This window comes from Methanothermobacter wolfeii (assembly GCF_025397995.1).
In the GTDB taxonomy this organism is placed as follows: Archaea; Methanobacteriota; Methanobacteria; order Methanobacteriales; family Methanothermobacteraceae; genus Methanothermobacter; species Methanothermobacter wolfei.
In genome coordinates this window covers 104,317-127,656 of record NZ_CP104550.1, presented here as the reverse complement: position 1 = coordinate 127,656, position 23,340 = coordinate 104,317, and the positions used below count along the sequence as shown (strand labels likewise).

23 protein-coding genes, 1 tRNA gene and 1 pseudogene are annotated in these 23,340 nt (G+C 48.1%); 5 read left to right on the top strand and 20 right to left on the bottom strand.

Annotated elements, in window-relative coordinates; all coding sequences use genetic code 11:
• Positions 1-35: 35 nt before the first annotated feature.
• The 5 genes from N5910_RS00665 (at position 36) to N5910_RS00645 (ending at position 4,713) form a co-directional block, all read left to right on the top strand.
• Positions 36-144, top strand: a tRNA-Met gene (locus N5910_RS00665).
• Positions 145-278: 134 nt separating this feature from the next.
• Entirely contained in the window at positions 279-1,049 is a 771-nt protein-coding gene (locus tag N5910_RS00660; RefSeq protein ID WP_074358293.1) for a HesA/MoeB/ThiF family protein, read from the top strand.
• A 62-nt stretch (positions 1,050-1,111) separates the two neighbouring features.
• Positions 1,112-2,440, top strand: a complete 1,329-nt coding sequence (gene glnA, locus N5910_RS00655) for a type I glutamate--ammonia ligase (protein ID WP_261599650.1) — start codon at positions 1,112-1,114, stop codon at positions 2,438-2,440.
• Between the two features lie 64 nt (positions 2,441-2,504).
• Positions 2,505-4,187, top strand: a complete 1,683-nt coding sequence (locus tag N5910_RS00650) for a DUF128 domain-containing protein (RefSeq protein WP_261599649.1) — start codon at positions 2,505-2,507, stop codon at positions 4,185-4,187.
• Between the two features lie 241 nt (positions 4,188-4,428).
• Positions 4,429-4,713 carry a DUF2097 domain-containing protein gene (locus N5910_RS00645; RefSeq protein WP_238337927.1) on the top strand — a complete coding sequence of 95 codons (285 nt, stop codon included), beginning with the start codon at positions 4,429-4,431 and terminating at the stop codon, positions 4,711-4,713.
• 134 nt (positions 4,714-4,847) lie between these two features.
• Here the strand turns inward: N5910_RS00645 and N5910_RS00640 are convergent, their stop codons facing one another.
• The 20 genes and pseudogenes from N5910_RS00640 to N5910_RS09470 form a co-directional block, all read right to left on the bottom strand.
• Complete coding sequence (locus N5910_RS00640; protein ID WP_261599869.1) at positions 4,848-6,569, bottom strand: molybdopterin-dependent oxidoreductase; 1,722 nt, start codon at positions 6,567-6,569, stop codon at positions 4,848-4,850.
• A 70-nt stretch (positions 6,570-6,639) separates the two neighbouring features.
• Positions 6,640-6,789: a hypothetical protein gene (locus N5910_RS00635; protein WP_261599648.1), complete on the bottom strand. Its 150-nt coding sequence runs from the start codon at positions 6,787-6,789 to the stop codon at positions 6,640-6,642.
• A complete protein-coding gene (locus tag N5910_RS00630; RefSeq protein ID WP_255477820.1) occupies positions 6,789-6,917 on the bottom strand; it encodes a hypothetical protein in 129 nt (42 codons plus the stop codon). Before N5910_RS00630 ends, N5910_RS00635 begins: the two co-directional genes overlap by 1 nt.
• A 61-nt stretch (positions 6,918-6,978) precedes the next feature.
• Complete coding sequence (locus N5910_RS00625; protein WP_191216315.1) at positions 6,979-7,113, bottom strand: NifB/NifX family molybdenum-iron cluster-binding protein; 135 nt, start codon at positions 7,111-7,113, stop codon at positions 6,979-6,981.
• Positions 7,114-7,188: 75 nt separating this feature from the next.
• Positions 7,189-8,505 (bottom strand): nitrogenase component 1, encoded by a 1,317-nt coding sequence (locus N5910_RS00620; protein ID WP_261599647.1) that lies wholly within the window; start codon positions 8,503-8,505, stop codon positions 7,189-7,191.
• Between the two features lie 4 nt (positions 8,506-8,509).
• Positions 8,510-9,871: a nitrogenase iron-molybdenum cofactor biosynthesis protein NifE gene (gene nifE / locus N5910_RS00615; protein ID WP_261599646.1), complete on the bottom strand. Its 1,362-nt coding sequence runs from the start codon at positions 9,869-9,871 to the stop codon at positions 8,510-8,512.
• 21 nt (positions 9,872-9,892) lie between these two features.
• The gene (locus tag N5910_RS00610; RefSeq protein WP_074358289.1) at positions 9,893-11,272 is read right to left on the bottom strand and encodes a nitrogenase component 1; all 1,380 of its coding nucleotides are present in this window, start codon (positions 11,270-11,272) and stop codon (positions 9,893-9,895) included.
• Positions 11,272-12,681: a nitrogenase subunit alpha gene (locus N5910_RS00605; RefSeq protein ID WP_261599645.1), complete on the bottom strand. Its 1,410-nt coding sequence runs from the start codon at positions 12,679-12,681 to the stop codon at positions 11,272-11,274. The genes N5910_RS00610 and N5910_RS00605 overlap by 1 nt, the downstream gene beginning before the upstream one ends.
• Before the next feature lie 38 nt (positions 12,682-12,719).
• Positions 12,720-13,085, bottom strand: coding sequence for a P-II family nitrogen regulator (locus N5910_RS00600; RefSeq protein ID WP_074358288.1), 366 nt, complete (start codon positions 13,083-13,085; stop codon positions 12,720-12,722).
• Positions 13,086-13,093: 8 nt separating this feature from the next.
• Positions 13,094-13,411, bottom strand: a complete 318-nt coding sequence (locus N5910_RS00595) for a P-II family nitrogen regulator (RefSeq protein ID WP_074359677.1) — start codon at positions 13,409-13,411, stop codon at positions 13,094-13,096.
• Between the two features lie 11 nt (positions 13,412-13,422).
• Positions 13,423-14,249 (bottom strand): annotated as a pseudogene (gene nifH, locus N5910_RS00590) (nitrogenase iron protein).
• 164 nt (positions 14,250-14,413) lie between these two features.
• A complete protein-coding gene (locus N5910_RS00585; RefSeq protein ID WP_261599868.1) occupies positions 14,414-15,715 on the bottom strand; it encodes a formylmethanofuran dehydrogenase subunit B in 1,302 nt (433 codons plus the stop codon).
• Between the two features lie 18 nt (positions 15,716-15,733).
• Entirely contained in the window at positions 15,734-16,546 is an 813-nt protein-coding gene (gene fwdC / locus N5910_RS00580; protein ID WP_261599644.1) for a tungsten-dependent formylmethanofuran dehydrogenase subunit FwdC, read from the bottom strand.
• On the bottom strand, positions 16,543-18,252 hold the full coding sequence (gene fwdA / locus N5910_RS00575; protein WP_191216311.1) for a tungsten-dependent formylmethanofuran dehydrogenase subunit FwdA: 1,710 nt from the start codon (positions 18,250-18,252) through the stop codon (positions 16,543-16,545). The genes fwdC and fwdA overlap by 4 nt, the downstream gene beginning before the upstream one ends.
• A gap of 25 nt (positions 18,253-18,277) precedes the next feature.
• On the bottom strand, positions 18,278-18,670 hold the full coding sequence (gene fwdD / locus N5910_RS00570) for a tungsten-dependent formylmethanofuran dehydrogenase subunit FwdD (protein WP_261599643.1): 393 nt from the start codon (positions 18,668-18,670) through the stop codon (positions 18,278-18,280).
• Complete coding sequence (locus tag N5910_RS00565; RefSeq protein WP_010877164.1) at positions 18,667-18,915, bottom strand: 4Fe-4S binding protein; 249 nt, start codon at positions 18,913-18,915, stop codon at positions 18,667-18,669. The genes fwdD and N5910_RS00565 overlap by 4 nt, the downstream gene beginning before the upstream one ends.
• A gap of 14 nt (positions 18,916-18,929) precedes the next feature.
• Entirely contained in the window at positions 18,930-19,979 is a 1,050-nt protein-coding gene (gene fwdF / locus N5910_RS00560) for a tungsten-dependent formylmethanofuran dehydrogenase subunit FwdF (protein ID WP_261599642.1), read from the bottom strand.
• Positions 19,957-20,433, bottom strand: coding sequence for a helix-turn-helix domain-containing protein (locus tag N5910_RS00555; RefSeq protein ID WP_074358281.1), 477 nt, complete (start codon positions 20,431-20,433; stop codon positions 19,957-19,959). The genes fwdF and N5910_RS00555 overlap by 23 nt, the downstream gene beginning before the upstream one ends.
• A 170-nt stretch (positions 20,434-20,603) precedes the next feature.
• The gene (gene fdhF, locus N5910_RS00550; protein WP_261599641.1) at positions 20,604-22,793 is read right to left on the bottom strand and encodes a formate dehydrogenase subunit alpha; all 2,190 of its coding nucleotides are present in this window, start codon (positions 22,791-22,793) and stop codon (positions 20,604-20,606) included.
• A 41-nt stretch (positions 22,794-22,834) separates the two neighbouring features.
• Positions 22,835-23,266: a 2Fe-2S iron-sulfur cluster-binding protein gene (locus N5910_RS09470; RefSeq protein WP_261599640.1), complete on the bottom strand. Its 432-nt coding sequence runs from the start codon at positions 23,264-23,266 to the stop codon at positions 22,835-22,837.
• Positions 23,267-23,340: the final 74 nt, after the last annotated feature.

The window sequence follows — 23,340 nt, the reverse complement described above, 5'->3', positions numbered from 1 at the left end:
TTAAATTTGATGAAAACTGACTTTCTATAAGTCAGGCCGGGGTGGCTCAGCTGGTTAGAGCGCACGGCTCATAGGGTATTAAGCAGTGCTCTGACTTTTTCCTGGGATACCGTGAGGCCGCGGGTTCGAATCCCGCCCCCGGCATCTTAAATCTGCTTTTAATGGAGTTTATTCTATTCAGAACTCTTTCTGATAATTTATCTTATTCTAATGCCAAGCCAGCACAGATATAAATCCGGCGCTACATAACCCCTATAAAATGATTGAAGAGGGTTTAGATGCCAAGAAGATATGAGGGTATGGCCTACTGGGAGATGGTAAGCAGACACATGGGTCTGCTTTCAAAGGTTGATCAAGTGAAACTCAGGGATTCAACCGTCACGGTTATCGGCTGCGGGGGTATAGGCGGTGCGGTTATAGAGATGCTGGCACGTATGGGTATAGGCGGCCTCAGAATAGTTGATGGCGACGTCTTCGACATATCCAACATTAACCGACAGATTATGAGCAGTTTTCATGACCTCAAACTGCCCAAATCCGAGGTGACAGCAGAAAGGATCCGTAAAATCAACCCCTTTGTTGAAGTGGAGGTTTTCAATGAAATCTTCACCTGGGATAACGCCGACGGCATAATCGGGGAATCCGACCTTGTTGTTGATGCCCTTGACAACATAACGGGGAGGGTGATTGCATCAAGAAAGTCACGTGAAAGGGGAATACCCTTCATACACGGTGCGGTCCACGGGTCCCGGGGCCAGGTAACGGTCTTCACAGTTAATTCCCCATCCTATGAGGAGATGTTCAGGCTGCCATCCGCCGGATGCAAACTTACAGATGAAGTAATCAGGAAGCTGGATGGACTTTCTTCGGACACACCCCCTGTACTTGGACCTTTACCCAATTTAACAGGATGTATACAGTCATTTGAGGCCCTTAAAATACTTACAGAGAGGGGAAGGGTGATAGAGGCCCCCAGGATGCTGAATTTTGACCTCATGGGTGAAGAACCATTCAGGGTCATCGAGGTCCCCGTGGCAAAAACTATATAAACCAGTAGAAGGAAAGTTATTTCCGGTGATAGTTTAGTTTCATGCCACTGGAGGCATAACCCATGTCAGATAAGATTGGAAGAATAATAGCTAAAATGGATGAATGCGGAGTAAAATTCGTCCGCCTGCAGTTTGTAGATATACATGGAAAACCAAAGAATATGGCAATACCCCTGGTGAGGCCGGACCAGATAGAGGACATAATAAAGGACGGCCTCCTCTTTGATGGGTCATCAATTGAGGGATTCGTTGACATAAACGAAAGTGACCTTGTTCTCAAACCCGACCCAGACACCTTCTCAACACTGCCATGGAGGCCGGAAGAGAAGGGCGTGTGCAGATTCATCTGTGACGTCTACTGGCCAGAAGGAAAACCATTCGAAGGAGACCCAAGGTACGTTCTTAAAAGAGCCCTTGAAAAGTACGAGCACCTTGGCTACGAGTACAACGTCGGGCCAGAACCAGAATTCTTCATCCTTGACCAGGACGAGGAAGGAAACATAATACCCCACGACTGCGGCGCATACTTTGATGTTGAACCCGTGGACCAGGGAACCGACTTCAGGAGAAAGCTCGTCATGGACCTTGAAGCCCTCAAGTTCGACGTGGAGGTCAGCCACCACGAGGTTGCGCCGGGTCAGCACGAGATAGACTTCAAATTTGATAAGGCCCTTAAAACAGCCGATGCAGTTATAACCTTCAAGCAGGCCATAAAGGCCATAGTAGACAAGATGGGCTACATGGTAACCTTCATGCCGAAACCATTCTTCGGTGAAAACGGTAGCGGTATGCACTGCCACCAGTCCCTCTTCAAGGACGGTGAAAACGTATTCTATGACCCTGACACAGAAACACAGCTCTCAGATGAGGCCATGTACTTCATCGGAGGGCTCCTGAAGCATTCACCCGCACTGTCAGCTGTGTGCGCACCAACAGTCAACTCATACAAGAGGCTGGTCCCTGGATACGAGGCTCCTGTATACATTGCCTACGGCCTCCAGAACAGGTCAACACTGATCCGAATCCCTGCATCCCGGGGTAAGGGTACCCGTGTGGAGTTAAGGATGCCTGACCCATCATGTAACCCCTACCTTGCCTTCGCAGCCATGCTGGAGGCCGGTATGGACGGTATACAGAACAAGATAGATCCGGGTGAACCAACAGAGATTGACGTGTTTGATAAATCCATGAAGGAACTACAGGAGATGGGAATCAAAACCCTTCCATCAAGCCTCTGGGAGGCATACCACGCCCTTGAAGAGGACGAGGTCGTTAAGGGCGCCCTTGGCGACCATGTCTATGAGAACTTTATGGAAATCAAACACAAGGAATGGGATGACTACCGTGTGAGGGTCTTCAAGTACGAACTTGAAAGGTACCTTGACATCTGATTCCCCCAACTATTTTTTAAAAGTTTAAATAACCCCCCCTCCTATTTTTATATGGTGTTTGCTGATGGCTGAAGAGACCAACCAGAAGATGATGGAGATTTTAAGGATTCTTGCAGAGCACGACGACGTTCTTGGAGCCAAGATCATAGCCTCAGAGCTTAAAAAGAAGGGGTACAATCTCGGTGAGAGGGCCGTCAGATACCATATGCGCATACTGGATGAGAAGGGGCTGACCGAAAGGGTTGGCTACGCCGGCAGAAGGATAACAGAGAAGGGCCTTCAGGAGATAAACAAGGGACTTGTCTATGACCAGGTTAATTTCATCTTCTCAAAGTTTGAGAGCATGATCTACAGGACCAGCTTCAACCCAGACACCCTTGAGGGGAAGGTAGTTGTCAACACCTCCCTGATATCCCCTGATTCCATCGAAACACTAAAATCCATTATGAGAAATGGTTTCTGCCTCAGCCCTTACGTCAGAATTGAAGAAAACGACGATAAATATATCATAAAGACCATCTGCGGCACAACGGTGGATGGCATACTCCTTAAAAACGGGATACCCGTCATACCCCAGTTCGGGGGGATAGTCCAGTTCGACGACCACCAGGCAACGGCCTTCACAGACCTTATAGCCTACCGGAAAACATCCATGACCCCCCTCGAGGCCTTCACATCAAAGAACATGACCTCAATCCTCGATGTCATCAGGGAAGGTTCAGGGTCCGTGCCCGCCGACTTCCGCCTGATACCAGAGAGTGCCCGGGATGATGCCATCAGGATATTCAGGAAACTTGAAAGGGCGGGTATATCAGGGTTGCTTGGTGTTGGCCGTGGCGGTGAGGACGTCTTGGGTGTGCCTGTTGATGATGGTATGGTAGGCGTGGCGATAATAGGGGGTATAACACCACTCTGCGCCATCCAGGAGGCGGGTTATGATGCTGAAATTAAACTTGCAGAGAACCTCATAGACTTCAGGGATCTGAGTCCCCTTGTAAAGCCAGAAAAGAGGCTTGTAAGTTCATCTTCAACCGGAGGTATCAGGGTCCGTTTCCTCCTCTCAAAGGCATGGAACCTCATAAATGATGTTGACTTCAACCCCGCGGATGGTTCAGGTAAGGTTATAGCAAACATCTCCTTCCTCAGGAAGGATGACCTTGATGATGCCCTTGAGATCATCGGACATGTCCTTGCAGAGAGGCCGGAGTTCTCAACACTCCCCATGATAAGGGTAATGGATGCCGGGAAGATGGCCGGTATTGCAACGGTCTGCAGCCTCACGGTGGACGGTATACTGATAAAAAATGGTGTCATGTCCACCCCCCGCTATGGAGGGCTCCTTGAAACAGGATCCAGGGAAATGCGATTTGTTGAACTAACAGCCTACAGTGGATCCTCCCTTGACCCCCATGAGATTTACGTGTCAAAGAACATGACGGCTGTCCTTGATGCGGTTCAGGGACAGGGCAGGGTACTTGCAAGTCTCCGCGAGGTCCCCTACCTTGCAAGGGGACATGCCCTTGAAGTCATGGAGAACCTCCAGGAGACGGGTTTCCAGATACTTGGCACCGGTAAGCCAGGTGAGATACTCTACAATGCACGCGTAGAGAAATACAGGGCAGGGATCGTCAACCCCGGCGGACTTAACCCCCTTGCAGCGGTGAGCGAGGCAGGTATAGAAATAGAAATGAAGGCCGTTGAAAGCCTTATGGACCTTGAAGGGTTCCTATGGGCTGATGAACTCTGAGATGATGTGCATCCATCCATGAACATTAACTAGCCCCTGCCTCGTTTGGTCGATGAACTCTAAGATGATGTGCATCCTGGACCCCAAGATTAGACTATTCATGGGCCGGTGAACGTGGGAGGAACTGTATCCCTAACCTATGAATCTTCAACTTGGTTGGAGACGCTGGCATGGCATTGGCTACCCCCATGATCTGAAGTTTTTATAAACATGAAGGACCAATTAATAATCAAAGTAGAAGGTGATTTCTTTGAAGAAAGAAAACAGATGTGCAACTTGTGAGGAACTCTGCAGGTACATCAAAGAAGAAGTTAAACCAGGGGATACCGTCAGATTATCCCTTGGCCGTGTGTACATACCTGGGAAGGTTGTCACAAATAACTCAGGGGTTATTCAGATAAAAATTGACAGTGACCTTATAAAGGGTCTTACAACCATTGATGTTGAAAAACTAAAAGACTACCTCATTGAACTCGAACATGAATGTGAAGGTGGAGTATGTATAATAGAGGCCGTTGATGAATGAGGTGATATGATTGAACCCAGCACTGCAGATTGTTTCACTCATAGTGGCGGGCTTCATAGTTGTGAGTCTGATGAGCCATTTCCTCAACAGAAGCAGCCCCCAGTAGATACATGATTTTTTTTAAACTTTCATCTTTAGTGTGCAGAATGATCAGATCCCCCCGAACCTCTGATTTTCCTTAATCCTACTGCAGTCTCATTATAAGGTGTTCCATGACCTGGATAACTCTCCATGTCCTCAATAACAGCGTTTATACAGTTTCCCTTCGATAACCATCCTCCTCTGTAGGTGAAAGCGCAGTCTCTGCGAACATCATCACATGGCTTCAGGATCGCGCAGATTGTCCCGGTTTTTGATTCTACTACAGCCACTTCACCATCCTCAAATCCCATTTCTGAAATTGTTGAAGGGTTCATGTAAATCCTTAAAAGGCCCTCCATTGATTTAGGTTCCCCTGACCCTATAAATTCTGGTGGCATGACCGTCAGGAGTCGCATTGAAGTTTCAGGTGCTTCAGGGGTTATCTCTTCAGGTAACGTGAACCTCCCTGTGGGAGTGGGGAACTCCATGTTACTGAAGGGGACCTCAGGTACCGGGTTTCTGTAGGGTTTTCTCAGGAGCTCATCAATCTCTATCCCATAATAATCCAGGAGGCCCGATGCTATTAGCTCAAGCCATTCCTTCTCTGATCCATTCATTTCCTGAATCCCCATAGTAATTGAGAGTTTCTGAAAAATCCAGAACTCTGACCTTGAATTTCCAAGTGGTTTAACTGCCCTGTTAACGGGGGAGACATAGCTGTGCCCGTAGCTACCCGCGAGATCCGTTTCCTCCAGAAAGGTTGTTGCAGGCAGGAAAAGATCCGATGCATAGGATGTGTCGTTTAAAAAGTGATCAACCATAACAACAAATGGCACCCTTCGAAGGGCCTCAAGGGTCCTCATTGAATTTGGACCGATGGTGACAGGGTTACCTGCGGTTATGAAAACTAATCTAACAGGTGGTGACTCAAGAGTATCAAGTTCCCTCCCTAAGAGGGGCATGGAAATTTTTCTGGTCTCCTTCTCAAGGGTTACTCCCATATCAAATGCCCCGTACTCATCAAAGCCGCTGCTCACACCGCCCCCGGGTATACCTATATTCCCTGAGACGGCTGCAAGGGCATCTATAAATCTCAGCGCCATATGGGAATCCCTGTACCTCTGGAGGCCCCAGCCGGTGATCATGCTTGCTGGTCCATCGGAACAGAGGCCTGCAAGTTCCATCATCATGGATTCAGGGACATCAGTGATTGATGAGAGGCGCTGCAGACTGAATCCCTCGATTAATTCAAGGTATGCTTCAAAGTTATCCACATGCCTTTTTATGAATTCAGTGTCATGGAGGCCCTCTTCTATGATGATCTTTGATAGTGCAAGTGCAAGGTACTGGTCAGTGCCGGGCCTTATCTGACAGTGTATATCTGAACGCTTCGCTGTCAGGGTTCTTATGGGGTCTACAGTGACAAGAGTCGAACCCTGCCTCACAGCCCTCCTTATTATCCTCCACAGGTTCCCATCAGTAACGGAGGGGTTCCTGCCCCAGAGGAAGATGCATCTGCTGTTTAAATGGTCATGGGGGTCATGGGAGATCCTGACTCCGAAATCAAGCTCCTGCCCTGCCTGTCCTGTCCCGCCACATAGAGTGCCCCTGAGTGTTGTTACACCACCAAGAAGATTAAAGAATCTCCTGTTAATCAGTCTGAGGGCTGTTCTTACTCCAAAGCCCTGATAGTAGACTATTGATTCCGATCCGTACTCATCAACACATTCAAGAAGTTTTTCTGATAGTATATCCAGGGCTGTGTCCCATGATATTCTTTTCCAGGTGCCATCATCTGATTTTATAAGGGGATCAAGTATCCTTGAACCTGAATAAAGCCTTCTCCTATGAAAGTGAAGCCTTGCTGCATGAAAAACCCCTGCTGTATGGATGTAACCTGCTGCCGGTTATTGATTTCACCCTACCGTTAACAACATACACATTTAAACCGCAGGCCCCTGGACAGTCCCGTGTACATGTCGTGAAAACCTTCATTAAAAGTCCTCATCTGATGCTCCCTGCAGAGCCCTGACTATGGCGGGGCCCACCCTCTCCCCTGACCTGAACACCTTCATGTTCCTCCCTCTGGCCTCCCTCAGGGTGCATCGCCGATTTCCCTGCATATAAATATCTCACAGTCATCCAGAAGATCAAATGCTGTTAACCAGCAATCTGAATGCCTATTTATCCTTGTTTCTTTCTTCTTATCTCCAGGAACTTTATTTCAGATCCCTCTGTTTCAAATATGAGGAATACCCCCGAATCCCCGAAGTGTCTGTTAACATGGACTCCGTCATCTGATGAAACCGCTATTCTCATTTTAATCCCTCCTCTCATAACCATCCTGGTCATAGTAAAACTGGAGTATGATGTTTGTCAGGGAGTCAACAAAGTTTATGCCCCCCTGTAACCTGCCAGGACTATTCTCTGGGCTCCTACCCTATCATAAACCGGGAATCCCATCCTGAAGAGGGGTATCCCGAATTTATGGGCTACCCTGCTGCAGTAGGAGTTCCCTATCAGCAGGTCGGCCGGTCTTTTTCTCAGATGAAGTTCAAGGTCAAAGATGTCTGCCTTATCCTTCACGGTAGCCTTAAAACCATAACGCTCCTGGAGGAGGGCCATGATCCTATGAAGATCTGGACTGCTTGCTCCTGTAAAGACTGCCGATGGTACCATCCCCATCTCCAGTACCATCCGCAGATCCAGTGATGGGAGTTTCTCGTTCCAGTCTGCCGATGGTACCATCCCCATCTCCAGTACCGCCGAGGCCATTGAAAGGGCATAAGCCGGGTCTGCGAATATTGCAACCCTTCTTCCATATGTGTACTGATGAGAGTCAATCATGGCATCAATAAGCCTCCCCCTCTCCCTCATCAGAGTGGGTGGTGCTTCAAGCCCTGAAATCTCAGAGATTCTATCAAGGAGTCTGTCTGTACGTTCAAGGCCAACCGGAAGGCCCGTGACAGTATCATTAACACCATACCTCCTTTCAAGGAATTTCCCGGCATCATTCTCTGAAAAGCTGATTGTGGCCATTGACCCGGCCGCATTCCTTATCTCATTAATATCTGTCCCGTTTTCAGTTATGAAGAACGTTTCTCCGGTGAAGGGTTCATCCAGTGACTCTGAATTGTCTGTAATCATCAGAGGCATGGCTCCCATCTCCTCAAAGATCCTCCGGATCTCAAATGTATCTGCAGGGCTCAGTATTCCGGGTATAACGTTGATACTTCCCCCGGGTTCACCCACTTCGGTTAGATCCCTCAGAATGGAATAAACTGCTGTGTCATAACCTTCAATGTGCGTCCCCTTAAATCCTGGTGTCTGTACCGTCACAATCTCTGATGACACCCTTTCCCTATATTTTTTGACTATAAGTTCCAGGTCATCCCCTATTGTCTCTGTAAGACACCCGGATAGCACTCCAATTACATCAGGACCGTACTGATCCTCAACGGTATTCAGGGCCTTTAAAAGATTTTCTTCGCCCCCATAGACAACTGTGGATTCGTTTAAGGAACTTGAAGCAATGTTAACCGGCTCCCTGAAGTGCCTTGTTAGCTGGAACCTCATGTATGTGCTGCAGCCCTGAGACCCGTGTACCAGTGGCATGGATCCCTTTATACCCAGGAAAGCCATCACGGCACCGAATGGTGGGCACATGTTTCCCGGGTTTATAACAGCATGTTTTTCATGTTTCAAATCCAATTTATCAGCCTCCTGAACCTAAATTCCACACCGGACTGTTCAGGGCCTTCTCAACCTCCTCTGCAAAGTTCAGGAATCCCCCGAATCCAGAGAAGGGATTTAATCTATCATGGTTGAATTCACAGAAGGGTATTCCAAGTTTGTATGAAAGGTATTTCTCCTTTGCACCGGATACCACCAGATCCGGTTTATATTTTTTGAGGAGCCTTGAGAGTTCAACCGGGTTGGCGTCATCGAATACGATGGTCCTCTTCCCCGAGGCCATCCTTATTTTAAGGTAGTCCTCAGGGATGCCATTCTGGGTTCCTGTCATGATCACCTCCATCCCCAAGTCCTCAAAGGCCTTTATGAGGGACCATGCCTTGTTACCACCAACATATATCCCTACTGTTTTGCCCTTGAGCCTTTCCCTGTATCTCTCCACTCTGGAGGTTGTTTGATGGATTTTCCTTGCGAGCCACTCGTTAAACTGGTCCATGTCCAGGTGGAAGAATTCTGCGATTTTCCTGAGGGACCCAGCAGTCTTTTCTATTCCAAAGAAGTTTACCTCAATATAGGGGATTCCGTAGATCCTCTCCATCTCCCTTGCGACGTATTTAGATGACTTGCTGCACTGAACAAGGTTAAGGCTGGCTGTATGGGCCCTTGATATCTCATCTACGGTTGAATCACCTGTTATAGAGGCCACAACCCCTATGTTGAGCTCCTCCAGGAGCGACCTTATCCCCCACATATCACCTGCAACATTGAATTCACCCACAAGATTTACTGACATCGGCACCTGTTCTCCCGGGACTGTGCCAATAAGGTATTCTACAAGCACCTGGCATGCCAGCTGATGACCCAGGGACTTGTTGAAGCTTCTGAATCCCTCTGACTGGACAGGTATAATCCTGTTACCTGTGATTTCTCCGGCTTTTCTGCAAACAGCCTTTATATCATCTCCTATCACTCCAGCCACGCATGTGGAATAAACGAATATTGCTGATGGTGAGTAGATCTCGTTGAGTTCTATTATGCAGTCAAGGAGTTTCTTTTCACCTCCGAATACGATCTCTTTTTCTTCAAGGCCCGTTGAGAATCCTGTTTTATAAAGCTGTGATCCTGAACTCTTACTTCCCCTTATGTCCCATGTGCATGCTGCGCAGCCCACCGGTCCATGGACAAGGTGTATGGCATCTGTTATGGGCATCAGGATTACCCTTGCACCGCCATACACGCAGGACCTCTGAGTGACCATGCCGGGGAGAGACGCCTCATTGCATCTTGGTGTTCTTCCCTCACAGTTCCTGATGAAATGTTCCTTCCTGGCTTCCAGAGTTTCTATTATTTCTTCAGGGATATCTTCAACCTTTATTTCCTTCAATTCATCACCAAAAAAATAAAGTTATTGCTGGAGTTTCCAGTGCTCTGGCTCATAGTATTCTCTGAGTACCGTGTTTGTTATCCTGTTAAGAAGGTTCAGACCACCCCTGTAGCCTACAATGGGAATTCTGTGGTAACCTGCCCTGTCGTATACAGGGTATCCAACCCTCACAATGGGTATGTTAAGGTCCCTTGCAATTAGCCTTCCATCGGAGTTTCCTATTAGAATATCAACCGGTTCCTCCATGAGCTCCCTTTCAAGTGCTCTCAGGTCTGAGTCTGGCATTAAATTCACATGTTCCATTGACTCAGATGCAACGGTTTTCATTGCATCCCTGAAGGCAGGGTGATCCGTTCCCGTACATACATACCTTGGAACCATGCCAAGTTCACAGAGGAACCTTGATATCCCTGCCACCATATCTGGGTCTCCATATACGGCTGCTGTTCTCCCGAAAAGGTATCTGGAGCTGAGGTCTGCCATTGAATCTATCAGGAGGCCCCTTTCATCCAGAACCTCATCCTTGACATCTGCATCTGCGAGCCTCATGATGGTTCGGAGGAATTCATCTGTATTCTTAACACCCAGTGGCATGCAGTGTTCTGAAGGTACATCGAAACGTTTCTGGAGGGAATCTGCTGCATCAGCCCCGTACATGGTCATTGAAATTGTTCCAAGACTGTTTGATGAGTCCTCTATCTCGGAAACCCCTGTGCCGCCCTTAGGATAGAAGGGCATCCTTGCTGTGGCTGATGGTCTCAGGGGGGAGTCAAAAGGATCCGATGTGTCTGTCAGTATTATTGAATCAAGTCCCATCAGTTTGATGATGTGCTTTATTTCTCTTATGTCCCCGGGGTTTACTATGCCGGGGATTATGTTCAGTTTCCCGTTTTGATCCGTTTTTTCATCTGCCAGCCCATCTACAAATGCCCTTATAGCATTGCCATACCCCCTGAAGTGATTTTCCACGAAGCTGGGTGTTGATATGTATATTATTCTTGTCTCGAAGTTTTCTCCAAGTTCCTCCCTGAGCTCTGATTCGGCGACACCCATGAATCCCTCAACGTCGTCACCTATTATTTCACTTGAACATGTTGTTACGATGCCCACGAGATCCGGTTTAAACCTTTTCACAAGGTTTTTAACACCGTTTATCAGGTTGCTTCTTCCTCCAAAGACCGCGGCATCCTCATGCAGTGAGGTGACTGCAATCTCTGCTGGTTCCCTGAAGTGCCTGTTAAGGGAGTACCTGACAAATGTGCTGCAGCCCTGGGATCCGTGAACTATGGGCAGTGCCCTGTTTATTCCAAGGGTTGCGAACATGGCCCCAAAGGGTTGGCAGGTTACAAGGGGGTTGACTATGAGCTCCCTGCCCCTCTCTTTTACTTTGATTTCAGACATCAGACCACCTTCTCAAACTCAATCATGTCCCATACCGGGTTGTAGATGGATGCATGGATATCCCTTGCAAGGTTCAGGAAGCCCTCAAAGCCTATATATGGTCCGTTTTCGTATGAATGGATCAGTATACAGGGGAACCCCAGTTTATGAGCCAGATACTTCTCCTTGATACCCGAAAGGATTATGTCTGGTTTGTAGTTCTCAATTATCTCCTCCATCTCCAGGGAGTTGGGATCATCCACTATTACCGTTTCCTCCCTTACCCTCTTCTTGATCTTTTCATATCCGTCTTCATGTTCAAACATTGTTGAAACCGCCATAACCTCCATTCCAAGTTCTTCTTCCAGTGGCTCTGGGAGATGCCAGTTTTTAGGGCCTCCAGAGAACACCCAGACCTTTTTACCCCTTAATTTTTCCTTGAGGTATTCAAGTTCTGGCTCTATTTTTTCAAGGCGATCATTTATCACCTTCTCAGCCCTTTCAGGGATGCCGAAGTAGTCCCCTATGGCCATGAGGTTTTCCCTACAGTATCTTATCCCAAAGAAGTCAACCTTCATGTAGGGAACATTGTACTTCTCCTCCAGAAGCCTTGCGATGTACGTGGCTGATCTCTGACATCTTACAAGACTCAGCCTGGCCCTGTGCATCCATTTTATTTCATCATGGCAGCAGTCCCCAGTAAATGTGCTCAGAACATTTATTCCCATTTCCTCGAAGTATTTTTTAAGTACCCATAGGTCTCCATCAATGTTGTATTCACCTATAAGGTTCACGTCGTACCCTGTTGTTTTGGGGGGCTCCGCTGTCCCGACGAGGGTTTCGAAGAGGGTGTGGTTGGCAACCTGGTGTCCCTTGGACTGTGTTGGTCCTGCGAATCCCGGCGCATTTATTGAGACTACGTCCTTGCCTATCTCATTTGAAACCTCCCTTGCAACGGCATCCATATCATCCCCTATCAAACCCGTAGTGCATGTTGCGTATATGTAAACCGCGTTTGCTTCAGGGAATTCCTTTACCGCCTCAATGATGCATCTTTTGAGTTTATCCATGCCCCCGAATACAACATCGGATTCCTTAAGATCCGTACCTGTTATGTACTTGAGGTTGAAGTTTTCAATGGGGAACCTGCTGCCATCGGGCATGTCCTGTGATGTTGGATATCTCTTGGTACCGTAGCCATAGGCTGTGCAGCCTACCGGTGAGTGTATCACATGAAGGGCATCCTTAATGGCCCCTGTTATCACCCCCTTTGCTCCTGCAAATGCGCATCCCCTCTCTGTCATGCATCCTGGGATTGTTTTTGTATTGCAGAGCGGTATATCCCCTTCAGGGTCGCTGGATGACTTTATGTATATGTGTTTCTCTCTATCAGGGATCTCCCTGTCCACCTCGAAAAGTTTAAATGGCATTCTCAACCACTTCTCTTTTTATGTTTATTGCATGGATTTCAGATGGCATCCTTTCCCCTTTCAGAAGTTCTTATTCTCATGGCGTCATCCACTGGAGAGACAAATATTTTACCATCACCGATGTTCCCTGTGTGATTTATTTTCATTATTGCCTCAACAACCAGGGATACGTCTTCATCGTTCACCACAATGCTCATGAGCCTTTTGGGAACGTATCTCATTGTCCCCTTACTGTTATCCTTGTCTTCAATTGAAATGCATGTTTTAAGTTCTTCCACGATGGCCTTCTGTTTTCCTCTTCCCAGAACCCTGCAGGCTGTCATGGATGGAAATCCAAGGGCTTCCAGGACGTCTTTTGTGGCTTTCATCTTATTTGGCCTTAATATAGCCATTATTTCCTTCATTGGAACACCTAAAGCCCTTTCTCACGTGTTCTTACTGTATAGGCGCTTTCAACGGGGCTTATGAAAATTTTACCGTCGCCGAAGTTTCCTGTGAAGGCCTTCTCATTTATTATGTCAACCAGTTTCTCTGTGCTCTCTTCTTCTGTCACTATGAGGAGCATTGTCTTGGGTATTTCATCATAGTAGATGTCATCGAACTGTAGCCCCTTCTGTTTCCCGCGGCCTATCACATCAATTTTAGTAAGTGCAGGGAATCCTGCTTCAGATAATGCGTCGACTACCTCTTCAGCCTTTTCAGGTCTTACTATTGCCCTTATCATTTTCATTTTCAAGCCCCCTACTCCAGGACCCCGTATTTGACAACCAGTTCCTCCATTTCATCCATGGTCATGGGTTTAGGTATGACGAAGTTTTCGTTTTCAATTATCTTTCTTGCCAGTTCCCTGTATTCCTGTGACTGGTTGCATTCCGGGTCAAATTCGATTACGGTCTTCTTGTTGAACTCCGCCTTCTGAACTATGTTGTCCCTTGGTATGAAGTGGATCATCTGAGTCCCTATCTTTTCACAGAACTCTTCAAGAAGCTCTTTCTCACCGTCCACGTTCCTGCTGTTACATATTATGCCTCCAAGTCTAACACCGCTCTGATTCGCATATTTAATCATACCCTTACAGATGTTGTTGGCGGCATAGAGGGCCATCATCTCGCCTGATGCCACGATGTATATCTCCTCAGCTTTCCCGTCCCTTACAGGCATGGCGAATCCACCGCATACAACATCCCCGAGGACATCAAAGAATACAAAGTCAAGGTCTTCTTCATAGACTCCGTGTCGTTCCATGAGGGTTATTGTGGTTATAACACCCTTCCTGCGCATCCAACACCGGGTTCTGGTCCTCCTGATTCAACACATTTTATGCCACCAAATCCTGTTTCCACCACCTTTTCAGGGGTGCATTCTCCCTCACCGAGTTCCCTGAGGGTGTCCATCATGGTTTTCTGCATTTTTCCACCGAGTATAAGACGGGTGCTGTCTGCCTTCGGGTCACATCCATGGATCATGACATTTTTGTCATGGAAATAACTCATTGCTGCTGCAGTATTCTGCTGTGTTGTAGATTTTCCAATTCCACCTTTCCCGTATATTGCAATTTTCCTTACCATTACAAACCACCTATCGGAAGAAGGAAGCATAGTTCCTACAGACATAGTTGGATTATAATATTATTTAAAGTTTTCGGTGATGATGGTTAAACTGATCAGGAAAAACAGGAATTTATGAACAGTTATGTACAGAAGTGGTTAAAATAAAAAAAATTAATAAGGGCCTACTTTGAGGCCTTGTATTCCCTCACCTTCTCAAGGAGTCTCTCAAGGATCTCCCTGTCTGAGAGGAGGTCTGAATCAACGACCTTCTTCATCCTTATTGGAACACCCTCCATACGGTAGGCTGTGCCCTCCGCCTCCATACCAACAATGGCAGGCGGGATTATGATGTCAGCCATCTCGGTTGTGGGTGTCCTGTGGGGTTCAATGGCAATGACAGGGATCTCAGCCATCCTCTCAAGCGCCCTCTGGGGGAAGTGGGCGCCGGGGTCAGAGGCTATGACCATCATTGCATCGGCTTCCCTGTTCTGGAGGAGGTCGTTTGCACCGGTTTCACCGGGGTTGTACCTTGGCTCCCCTCCTGAGAAGTCAACACAGTAGGGGTATCCGCTTTCCCATGTGCATACCTGGTTGAACCCTGTAACGTTGTAGTGACCCCTCATGGGTATAAGGGTCCACTTGGCATAGTCGTTGAGGTCCTGGACCATCATAATGGCTGTGTCAATGTTCCTGTGCTTACCGCGGCTGTGGGTTATACCCATACCGAAGAAGAGTATACCGAACTGTGCATTCTTGAGGACCTCAACGGCTTCCTCGATCTGTTCCCTTGGAACACCTGCAACCTCATCGTAGAGTATTTCATGTCCAAGGAGGCATGCCCTCATTGCATCCAGGAGTTCATAGTCGCGGTCGAAGTCAAGCTGAAGGTGGATGTCTGCAAGTTTTGCGCTGTCCGTCTTCCTTGGATCCACCACTATGAGTGTCCTGTCTGATCTTCCTCTCTCCCTGAAGAATCCCCTTGCAAAGACGTTCCTGGACATGTGCCTTGGGTGGGCGTGCATAGGGTTGCATCCCCAGTAGACCACAACATCCGCCCTGTTCTTGACCTCACCGAAGGTACATATGGGGTATCCTACGTCCTGGAGTGCCAGTACTGATGGACCGTGACAGACTGAAGCCGTGTTGTCGATGACGGCCCCTGCCTCCTCTGCCAGTTCAACACCAACAGCCTGGGCCTCACATTCAGTACAGCTCCATCCATACATTAATGGCCTTTTTGATTCTGCAAGGATCTTTGCTGCCTTGTCTATGGCTTCATCGTAGCTTACCTCTACGAATTCGCCGTTCTTCCTTATGAGTGGTTTCTTATACCTCATCGCACCCTCTGCGTGCACAAATTTACTGTGACCTATTCTGCATGCGTTGATGGTTCCAACGATCTCGTTACCCTCAACCTTACAGATTATATCATCACAAAGAGTTCCGCAGAAGGGACAGACCACATTCTTTACGTATTCCATGATAATTACCTCCAGAAAAGTTTAGGGGGCTATGTGGCCGTTGCATCCCACAGCCGCATATACGATCCCCTTAGCTCCTTTAATCGCGTGATCTCCTTCGAACTTGTAGAACGCTCCGGGGAGTTCTTCACCATCAACCTCTATGTCCTTTTCAACACCAAGGTATTTGAAGCCGGCCAGGAACTCCTGCATCATTCCCTTGACAACTATTGTTCCTCCTGCCATTTCACCGCCGGCCCTTGCAACAACGTTGCCCTCTATGATTATGAGGCCGTTGTTCATGTGTATGCCCGGCATTATGTTCACATCACCCTTGATGATGATTTTGCCGCCGTTCATGTATTCCCCTATCTCGTTATCGGCGTTTCCATGGACAGTTATTGTGCCTCCGCTCATACCTCTCCAGTCACCACGGTAGGATGAGCCGACGTAGTCTCCTGCGTCGCCAAGGATTTCGATTTCACCGCCCCTCATGTCCTGTCCTGCCCATGATCCGGCGTTGCCTTCGACGGTTATCTTACCGCCCTTCATGCCTGCGCCGACGTACATGTTCACGTTGCCCCTGACTATGATTTCACCGGCGGTCATCTCCTGGCCTATCCTTTTTGTGTTGTAAACATCGCCGTCGATGATTATTTTGATGTCTTCCGGGGCATCTGCTGGTTCACCGCTAACCTCGAAGAAGTCTCCGAGCTTAACTACCTCGTTACCATGCATTATCTGTATGTTCTTAATTTCCTCTATTGATTTACCCGCAAAGACGTCCGGTTTGATGTTTGGTGCTTCAAGAGGCACTTCAGGCTGTTCCTTTGGAGTTAATATTATTTCACTCATAACATCACCCCTTTAACTGGAGCGGATTTTGGCAGGTAGTCGTCCTGCACAGGGTAGTTTGCAAAGTTGACTGAGTAGTACTGTTTGAATTTACTCTCCACGTTGGCGAGGACCTCACTGTAGATGGACTCATCCACCTGGGTGTCAACCCAGTAGGTTCGGCCGTGCGGTGAGGCCACGACTTCTCCGTCTTTAACAACAATTTCCCCATCCTTGAGGACGCATGCTGCCCTGGAGAATGCTTCTTCGATGGCCATGTACTCTGCTGATGGGTCGACTGTTTCAGGGTTGATGTCGTAGACTGCTATGTCTGCATCTGCACCGACGCCGAGGTGTCCCTTGGTGTCGCTCAGACCGAGGACCTTTGCTGATGTTGCCCTTGTGATCTGTGCTATCTCTGAGAAGGTGTATTCCCTGTCGATTGTTGCGACCGTACTCTTCCTCTGGGCCCATTTGTGGAGTTCTCCCTCGATGAGGTTCATCCTGTACTTGTTGCTCATGAGCCATGCTATGACACGCGGGTACCTTGTGAATGGACCTGCATTTGGACTGTCCGTTGTGAGGCAGACCTTTTCAGGGTTGTCTATGAGCAGGAATAGCTCCATTCCGATTGCCCACTGGACCGCAGGGACCGGTGCCCTTGCAGAGTAGATGAACGGAACGACTCCTGAACCTGTCTCAAGTTCCACGTCACAGTTGGCCCATTTGAGGCCGTTGAGTGAGTGGAGGTCGTACTCCATTGGACCGTCGGCTGTCATGGTTGTTGTCTCATCCAGGGTTATCTGTCCCACGTCGATGACTATGTGGTCGTTTTTGTTAACGTAGTCTGCAATCTTCGGTGCCTCTGATACGAAGTCCCTCCATGTTGTTCCTCCATAGCTGTGGAACTGTACGTGGGTTGCGTAGAGTACAGTGTCCCTGCTCCCGGTTGCCGGGTTTGGTTTTATGTTCTTTGGCACGTCGAAGGATGCCAGGGTTGTCTCGTAGTTTCCAGGGTGTCCCAGGTCGTTACAGTGGAGGTGTATTGAGTGGGGTAGCTGGAGTTTCTCGTTGACCTCTGCAAGTCCCTTTATGATCTCGGCCGGGGTTATGTCAAAGTAGGGTGCAGGGTCATAGATTCCGTGGACGTTTCCACCCCATCCCCAGGCCTCTGTACCTGCAGGGTTAACTATCTTTATGGTATAACCCTTTGTGGCCCTGAGGAGCCATGAGGCGTATGCTGCGCATGCATCAACGTCCCCCTCCTTGAGGTACTCCATGACGAACCAGTTGTTACCGAAGAGGGGGTATGCTGCATGGTCTATTATGGGTGTGTCATGGAACTCCTCATGGGTGTGCCTTGCAAGGAGTGGTGGCATGGCCGCTTCCATTGCAGTGGTGTAACCCATCTGGGCGTACCTGTAACCTGTCATGAAGGTTGATGGTACTGAGAAACCGCTTCCAGCCCTTCCTCCTTTGAATTTTTCAGCGTCCCTTTTACTGTCTTCTGGCCTGTACATTCTTCCCACGTTGACCTTTGCACCTGCTATGTGGGAGTGTGGATCAACACCACCGGGCATTACAATTTTCCCGGATGCATCAATGACCTTGGCACTGTCACTGACGCTTTCAACTATTTTACCGTCCTTGACGCAGATGTCCATTTTTTCTCCATCTACACCGTTGAGGGGACAGTAAACAAATCCGTTTTTGATTATGTATTCCATTTGAATCGAATCCTCCTGGCGAATTTTAGATCTGACCTACCTTCCCATAGACCTTCATGAGGGTTGGCATGTCAAGAACTTCTTCATCAGTTGGTATGATCTCCACGGGGATGTTTTTGAAGCTTGGAGTTGCTGTTGAGTCTGTGTATGGCCTTATAACCCTGTTGGCCCATGGACCCATGGGTATGTAGACCATTCCTTCAGGGAGGGGTTCTTTTGCCTCCACTGCCTTTACAACCACGTCACCGTACTCTGAAATGACCTTTACGTTGTCTCCTTCAGCGATTCCCAGCTGCTTCATCATTTCAGGGTTCATCTGAATTATTGCAGCTGCATCAACATACATCTTCAGGTCCTTGCCTGATTCTATGGCCTGGCCCTGCCAGATCGTCCTTCCTGTGTTGAGTATAACCCTCATTCTAATTCCTCCAGTCTGATTGCATCTACGGGGCAGCTTTCAACACATGTACCGCATTTTCCGCATAGATCAGGGTTTTTTATGTTAACGACTCCGTCCTCAACTATCATGATGATTTCCACGTCATCTGTTGGTCCCTTTCCACCGGCAACCTCCGGGCTTCTGAGGGCGTTTACTGGACATGCAATCACACAGTTTCCACATCCATGGCAGAGTTCAGGATATGCTTTAAGTCCAATTGCCATCTGATTACCTCCATTTATTTGAGTAGTGAGTCAAAAGCGTTTTTCCATGCCTTTGATCTGATTGGTGTTGTGTTTATCCTGTTCCTCTTGACGGTTATTGCAGTTACAGGGCAGGATCTTTCACATGCACCGCAGTATATGCAGAATCTTTCATCCTTGTGGAGTTTGGTTGTTTTCTCACCGGGTTTTTCTGGTTTTGGGAATGACAGTACGTTGCAGGGGCAGACCATCACGCAGGTTTCACATGCCTGGCATGTGTCCTGGTCGATTATGAGTTCACCTTCGAAGGGCTTTGTTACTGTTGCGGCGTCGACAGGGCAGATCTCCTGGCACCATCCACAGTTGACACAGAGTTCCGGGTCGATGTAGGATGTTCCTGTGACCTCGGGGGTCTTGATCTCGTATTCACCGTATGGGCAGATCCTGCAGACCTGCATTATGGCGTCAACCGGACAGATTCTCTTACATATGCCGCAGTGTACACATTTGTCCTCGTCAACGCGTATATCGGTTGCAACCACCGGGCTTGCAGAGCTTGGTGTCTGGTGGTCTATTTCAATTGCATCAACAGGGCACATCTCCTCACACATTCCACAGTATATGCAGGTGTCCTTGTCTATCTCGATTTCCCCTGTTACGAGATCCTTCCTTTCAGGGAGTTCCCTTGTGATGGTTATGGCGTCCTGTGGACATGCTGTTTCACAGGCCTTGCACTGTATACATGTTTCATCGTCTATTTCAGCTGATTTTATGATCTTTGGATACTCTGCAAGTTCTTTTATTGATGTTCCATCAATCTGAAGATCAAGGGCCTGGAAGGGGCAGATTGAACTGCACATACCGCAGAGAACGCATTTATTCTCATCTATAGCTATCTTGGATTTTTCCTGTTCTGTTCTTACCATTGCACCTGTTGGATTGACTTCGATTGCACTGACAGGACATATTTCACCGCATAATCCGCATACAGCGCAGAGACAGTCCTGGAAGATCAACCTTCTGTTCTCTTCACCGGTCCGCTCAACGGTAATGTTCTTACCTTCAATTACTTCGGTTGTTTCCATCAAATTCTACCTCCTTTATTTCTATAGAGTTAGTTGGACACATCTCAACACATATAAGGCAGCCGCAGCACATTTCAGATTCTATATGTGCCTTGAGGTCTCTTAAAGTTATGGCCTTCATGAGGCATGTGTCCACACATAGACCGCACCCAATACACGAGTTCCTGATAGTAGCCCTGAATTTCTTTTTCTGACAGGTTCTGATGATTGTCCTTGTAATCTCCGTGTTCTGTGTAAGGGAGTGTGTTAGAAGAAGAAAGTCCCTTGGACACATCTCTGTTATTATCTTTGCAACCTCTATTGACTTCCATGAAAGGTTTCTTCCATTGAGGTAGTGAGAAACAGTTGATCTGTTCATGTCTAGAGCTTCAGCTATCTCTTTCTGGGAATAGCCCTGTTTTGTCAAGTTTACCGCTGCTATGTATTTGAGTCCAGAAACTAGATGTTTCGGCATAGGGTCACCATGTGTGTTAATCACACCTTTGATCCCTATCCATATAATAATTTTCTAGAAAAATCAAATAGAAAGATATATAAGTGAGTGTGTGGTGGACACACATCCTTGCCTGGTTCTGTTAAAATGGTTTCAGACATCCTCAAAGAAGCCCTCTGGAATCATGAACCTTATTTACAGGGCTTTATATTAACAGGAGTGGCCTTCAGACCCGGCATTCCTGAAACAGGATCCCTGACAGGGGATGTAAGGCTGTTTGCAGGGCTTTCAGCAAAGTGGAATGTCATGAAGACCGTTCCCTTCATAACCCTTTCTGTGACCCTGACCCCCACGGTGATGGAACCCCTCACTGAGGTTACCCTGACCTCATCACCATCAAGGACACCGAGGGATTCGGCGTCCTCCGGGTTCATTAGGAGTTCCTCAGTCCCTAAGAACCTTTCAAGTCCCCTGACCCTGGCTGTCATGGAGCGGGTATGGTACTGGTAAAGGTTCCTTCCTGTTAAAAGGATCATTGGATACTCATCTGATGGTCCTTCAGGTAACTGGTAGCCCGGTACAATGAAGGATGCCCTTCCACCCGGTTTCGGGAACTCATCGGCATGGAGATAGGGGGTTCCCTCATCCTCCTGAGACCTGCAGGGCCACTGAATACCTCCAGACTCCAGCCGGTCATATGACAGACCCGCATAGGAGGGGACAAGCCCCCTTATCTCATCAAAGATTTCCTCAGATGTTTCATAACTGAACTCCCCGGATCCCATGGCCTCGGCGATCCTTGATATTATCCACCAGTCTGGTTTAGCATCCCCTGGAGGGTCAATGGCCTTTCTTATGAGCTGAACCCTTCGTTCAGTGTTTGTAAAGGTTCCATCCTTTTCAGCGAATGATGCTGCTGGTAATACAACATCCGCAAGTTCAGAGGTCTCTGTGAGGAATATGTCCTGTACTATAAGTAATTCAAGTTTTTCAAAGGCCTCCCTGACCTTCCCTATGTCGGGTTCGCTGAGGAGGGGGTTTTCACCCATTATGTACATGGCCTTTATCCTTCCACCTGCAGCATCCTCAAAGATCTCGGGTAAGATTTTACCATAATCCGGTATCTCCGAATCCCAGGCCCTGCTGAATTTCTCCAGGGCTTCAGGATCATCGAGGCCCTGATAGCCAGGTAAAAGATCTGGCAGGGCCCCCATGTCACAGGAGCCCTGCACATTATTCTGACCCCTGAGGGGGTTGATGCCTGCCGAGGGCATCCCAATGTTACCAGTGAGAAGGGCGAGGTTGCTGAGGGCAAGGACGTTCCCTGTTCCATTAACATGCTGCGTGACCCCCATTGAATAAATTATGGACGCCGGTGAGTTTGAAGCATATATCCTGGCCGCTCTCCTTATATCCTCAAGTGGAACACCCGTGATTTCCTGGACCTCATCAAGATCCAGTTTAAACAGTTCCTCCCTGAATTCATCAAATCCATCTGTTCTTGATCCAATGAAATCCGTGTCCTGGAGCTCCTCCTCAATTATGAACCTTGACATGGCCATTATCAGGTAAAGGTCAGTCCCTGGCCGGTTCCTCAGATGAATATCAGCAGCCTCAGAGAGCCTTGTTATTCTTGGATCTATCACCAGAAGCCTTGACCCTCCCCGGACGGCCTCAAGGACCCTGTATCCGGTTATGGGGTGGGTCTCTGTTGCATTGGTCCCGACAGCAAGGATGCACGCAGCATCCCTCAGCTCATCAATGGAGTTTGTCATGGCCCCGCTTCCAAGGCTCATTTTAAGTCCTGCAACGGATGGTGCGTGGCATAGCCTTGCACAGTGGTCAATGTTCCCTGACCCCATAACGGCCCTTGTAAACTTCTGCAGAAGATAATTCTCCTCATTTGTGCACTTTGCAGATGCTACTGCAGCAAATTCGCTTCCACCATACTCCGATAGTCTTTCCGCAATGAATTTTATTGCCTCATCCCATTCAACCTCAACGAACCTTCCATCAACCTTCATGAGGGGTTTTTTAAGCCTTTCAGGACTGTTAACAAATTTTAATCCGAAACGCCCCTTCACACAGAGGTTGCCCCTGTTAACAGGACTCTCACGGACCCCCCTTGCAGACACAACCCTGCCGCCCCTCACACCCAGGTGTATCTCGCATCCAGCACCGCAGTAGGGGCAGACGGTCTTAACCTCACTGGATGGTTTCTCTGTCCTTGGGGAAAGGGCTCCCACCGGGCATGCCTCAACGCATTCACCGCAGGATACGCATGGGGAATCCATGATATCCCTGTCAAGGAATGCTGCTATTTTTGTGTCATGGCCCCTGTAGGCGAAGTCAATGGCCTCTGCACCCACATATTCACACACCCTGACGCATATTCCGCACAGCACGCATTTATCATGATCCCTTATGAAAAGGGGTTTGAGTCATCTGGTGGAACATCCTTCAGGTCCATCCTCAGCCTTTCAAGGTCATCCTCAGAGACGTCCAGATAGGATGCGACCTCCTGGAGTTTGCAGTCCCCTGATTTACGGCATGTGAGACAGTCCCTGCTGTGGTTTGTTATTATAAGCGACACTGTATTCCTGCGGATCCTGTTTATCCTCCCGGACTCGGATACTATATTCATCCCTTCCTCAGCAGGGTTTTCGCATGCTGTTACAAGCCTCCCCTCACTTTCAACCAGGCAGAGCTTGCAGCCACCGAAGGGTTCGGTAACATCACTGAAACATAAGTGAGGTATGTAGATGCCGTTTGCAAGGGCTGCCTCAAGGATTGTCATCCCGGGTGATGCTTCAACCCATTCTCCGTCAATTTTAAATTTTATGGTTCCCGTCATGGTATCCTGAGCTGATTTTTTTTATTGATGAAAGTTTATCTTCATTGGAAATAAACCTTATGAACATGGGATTA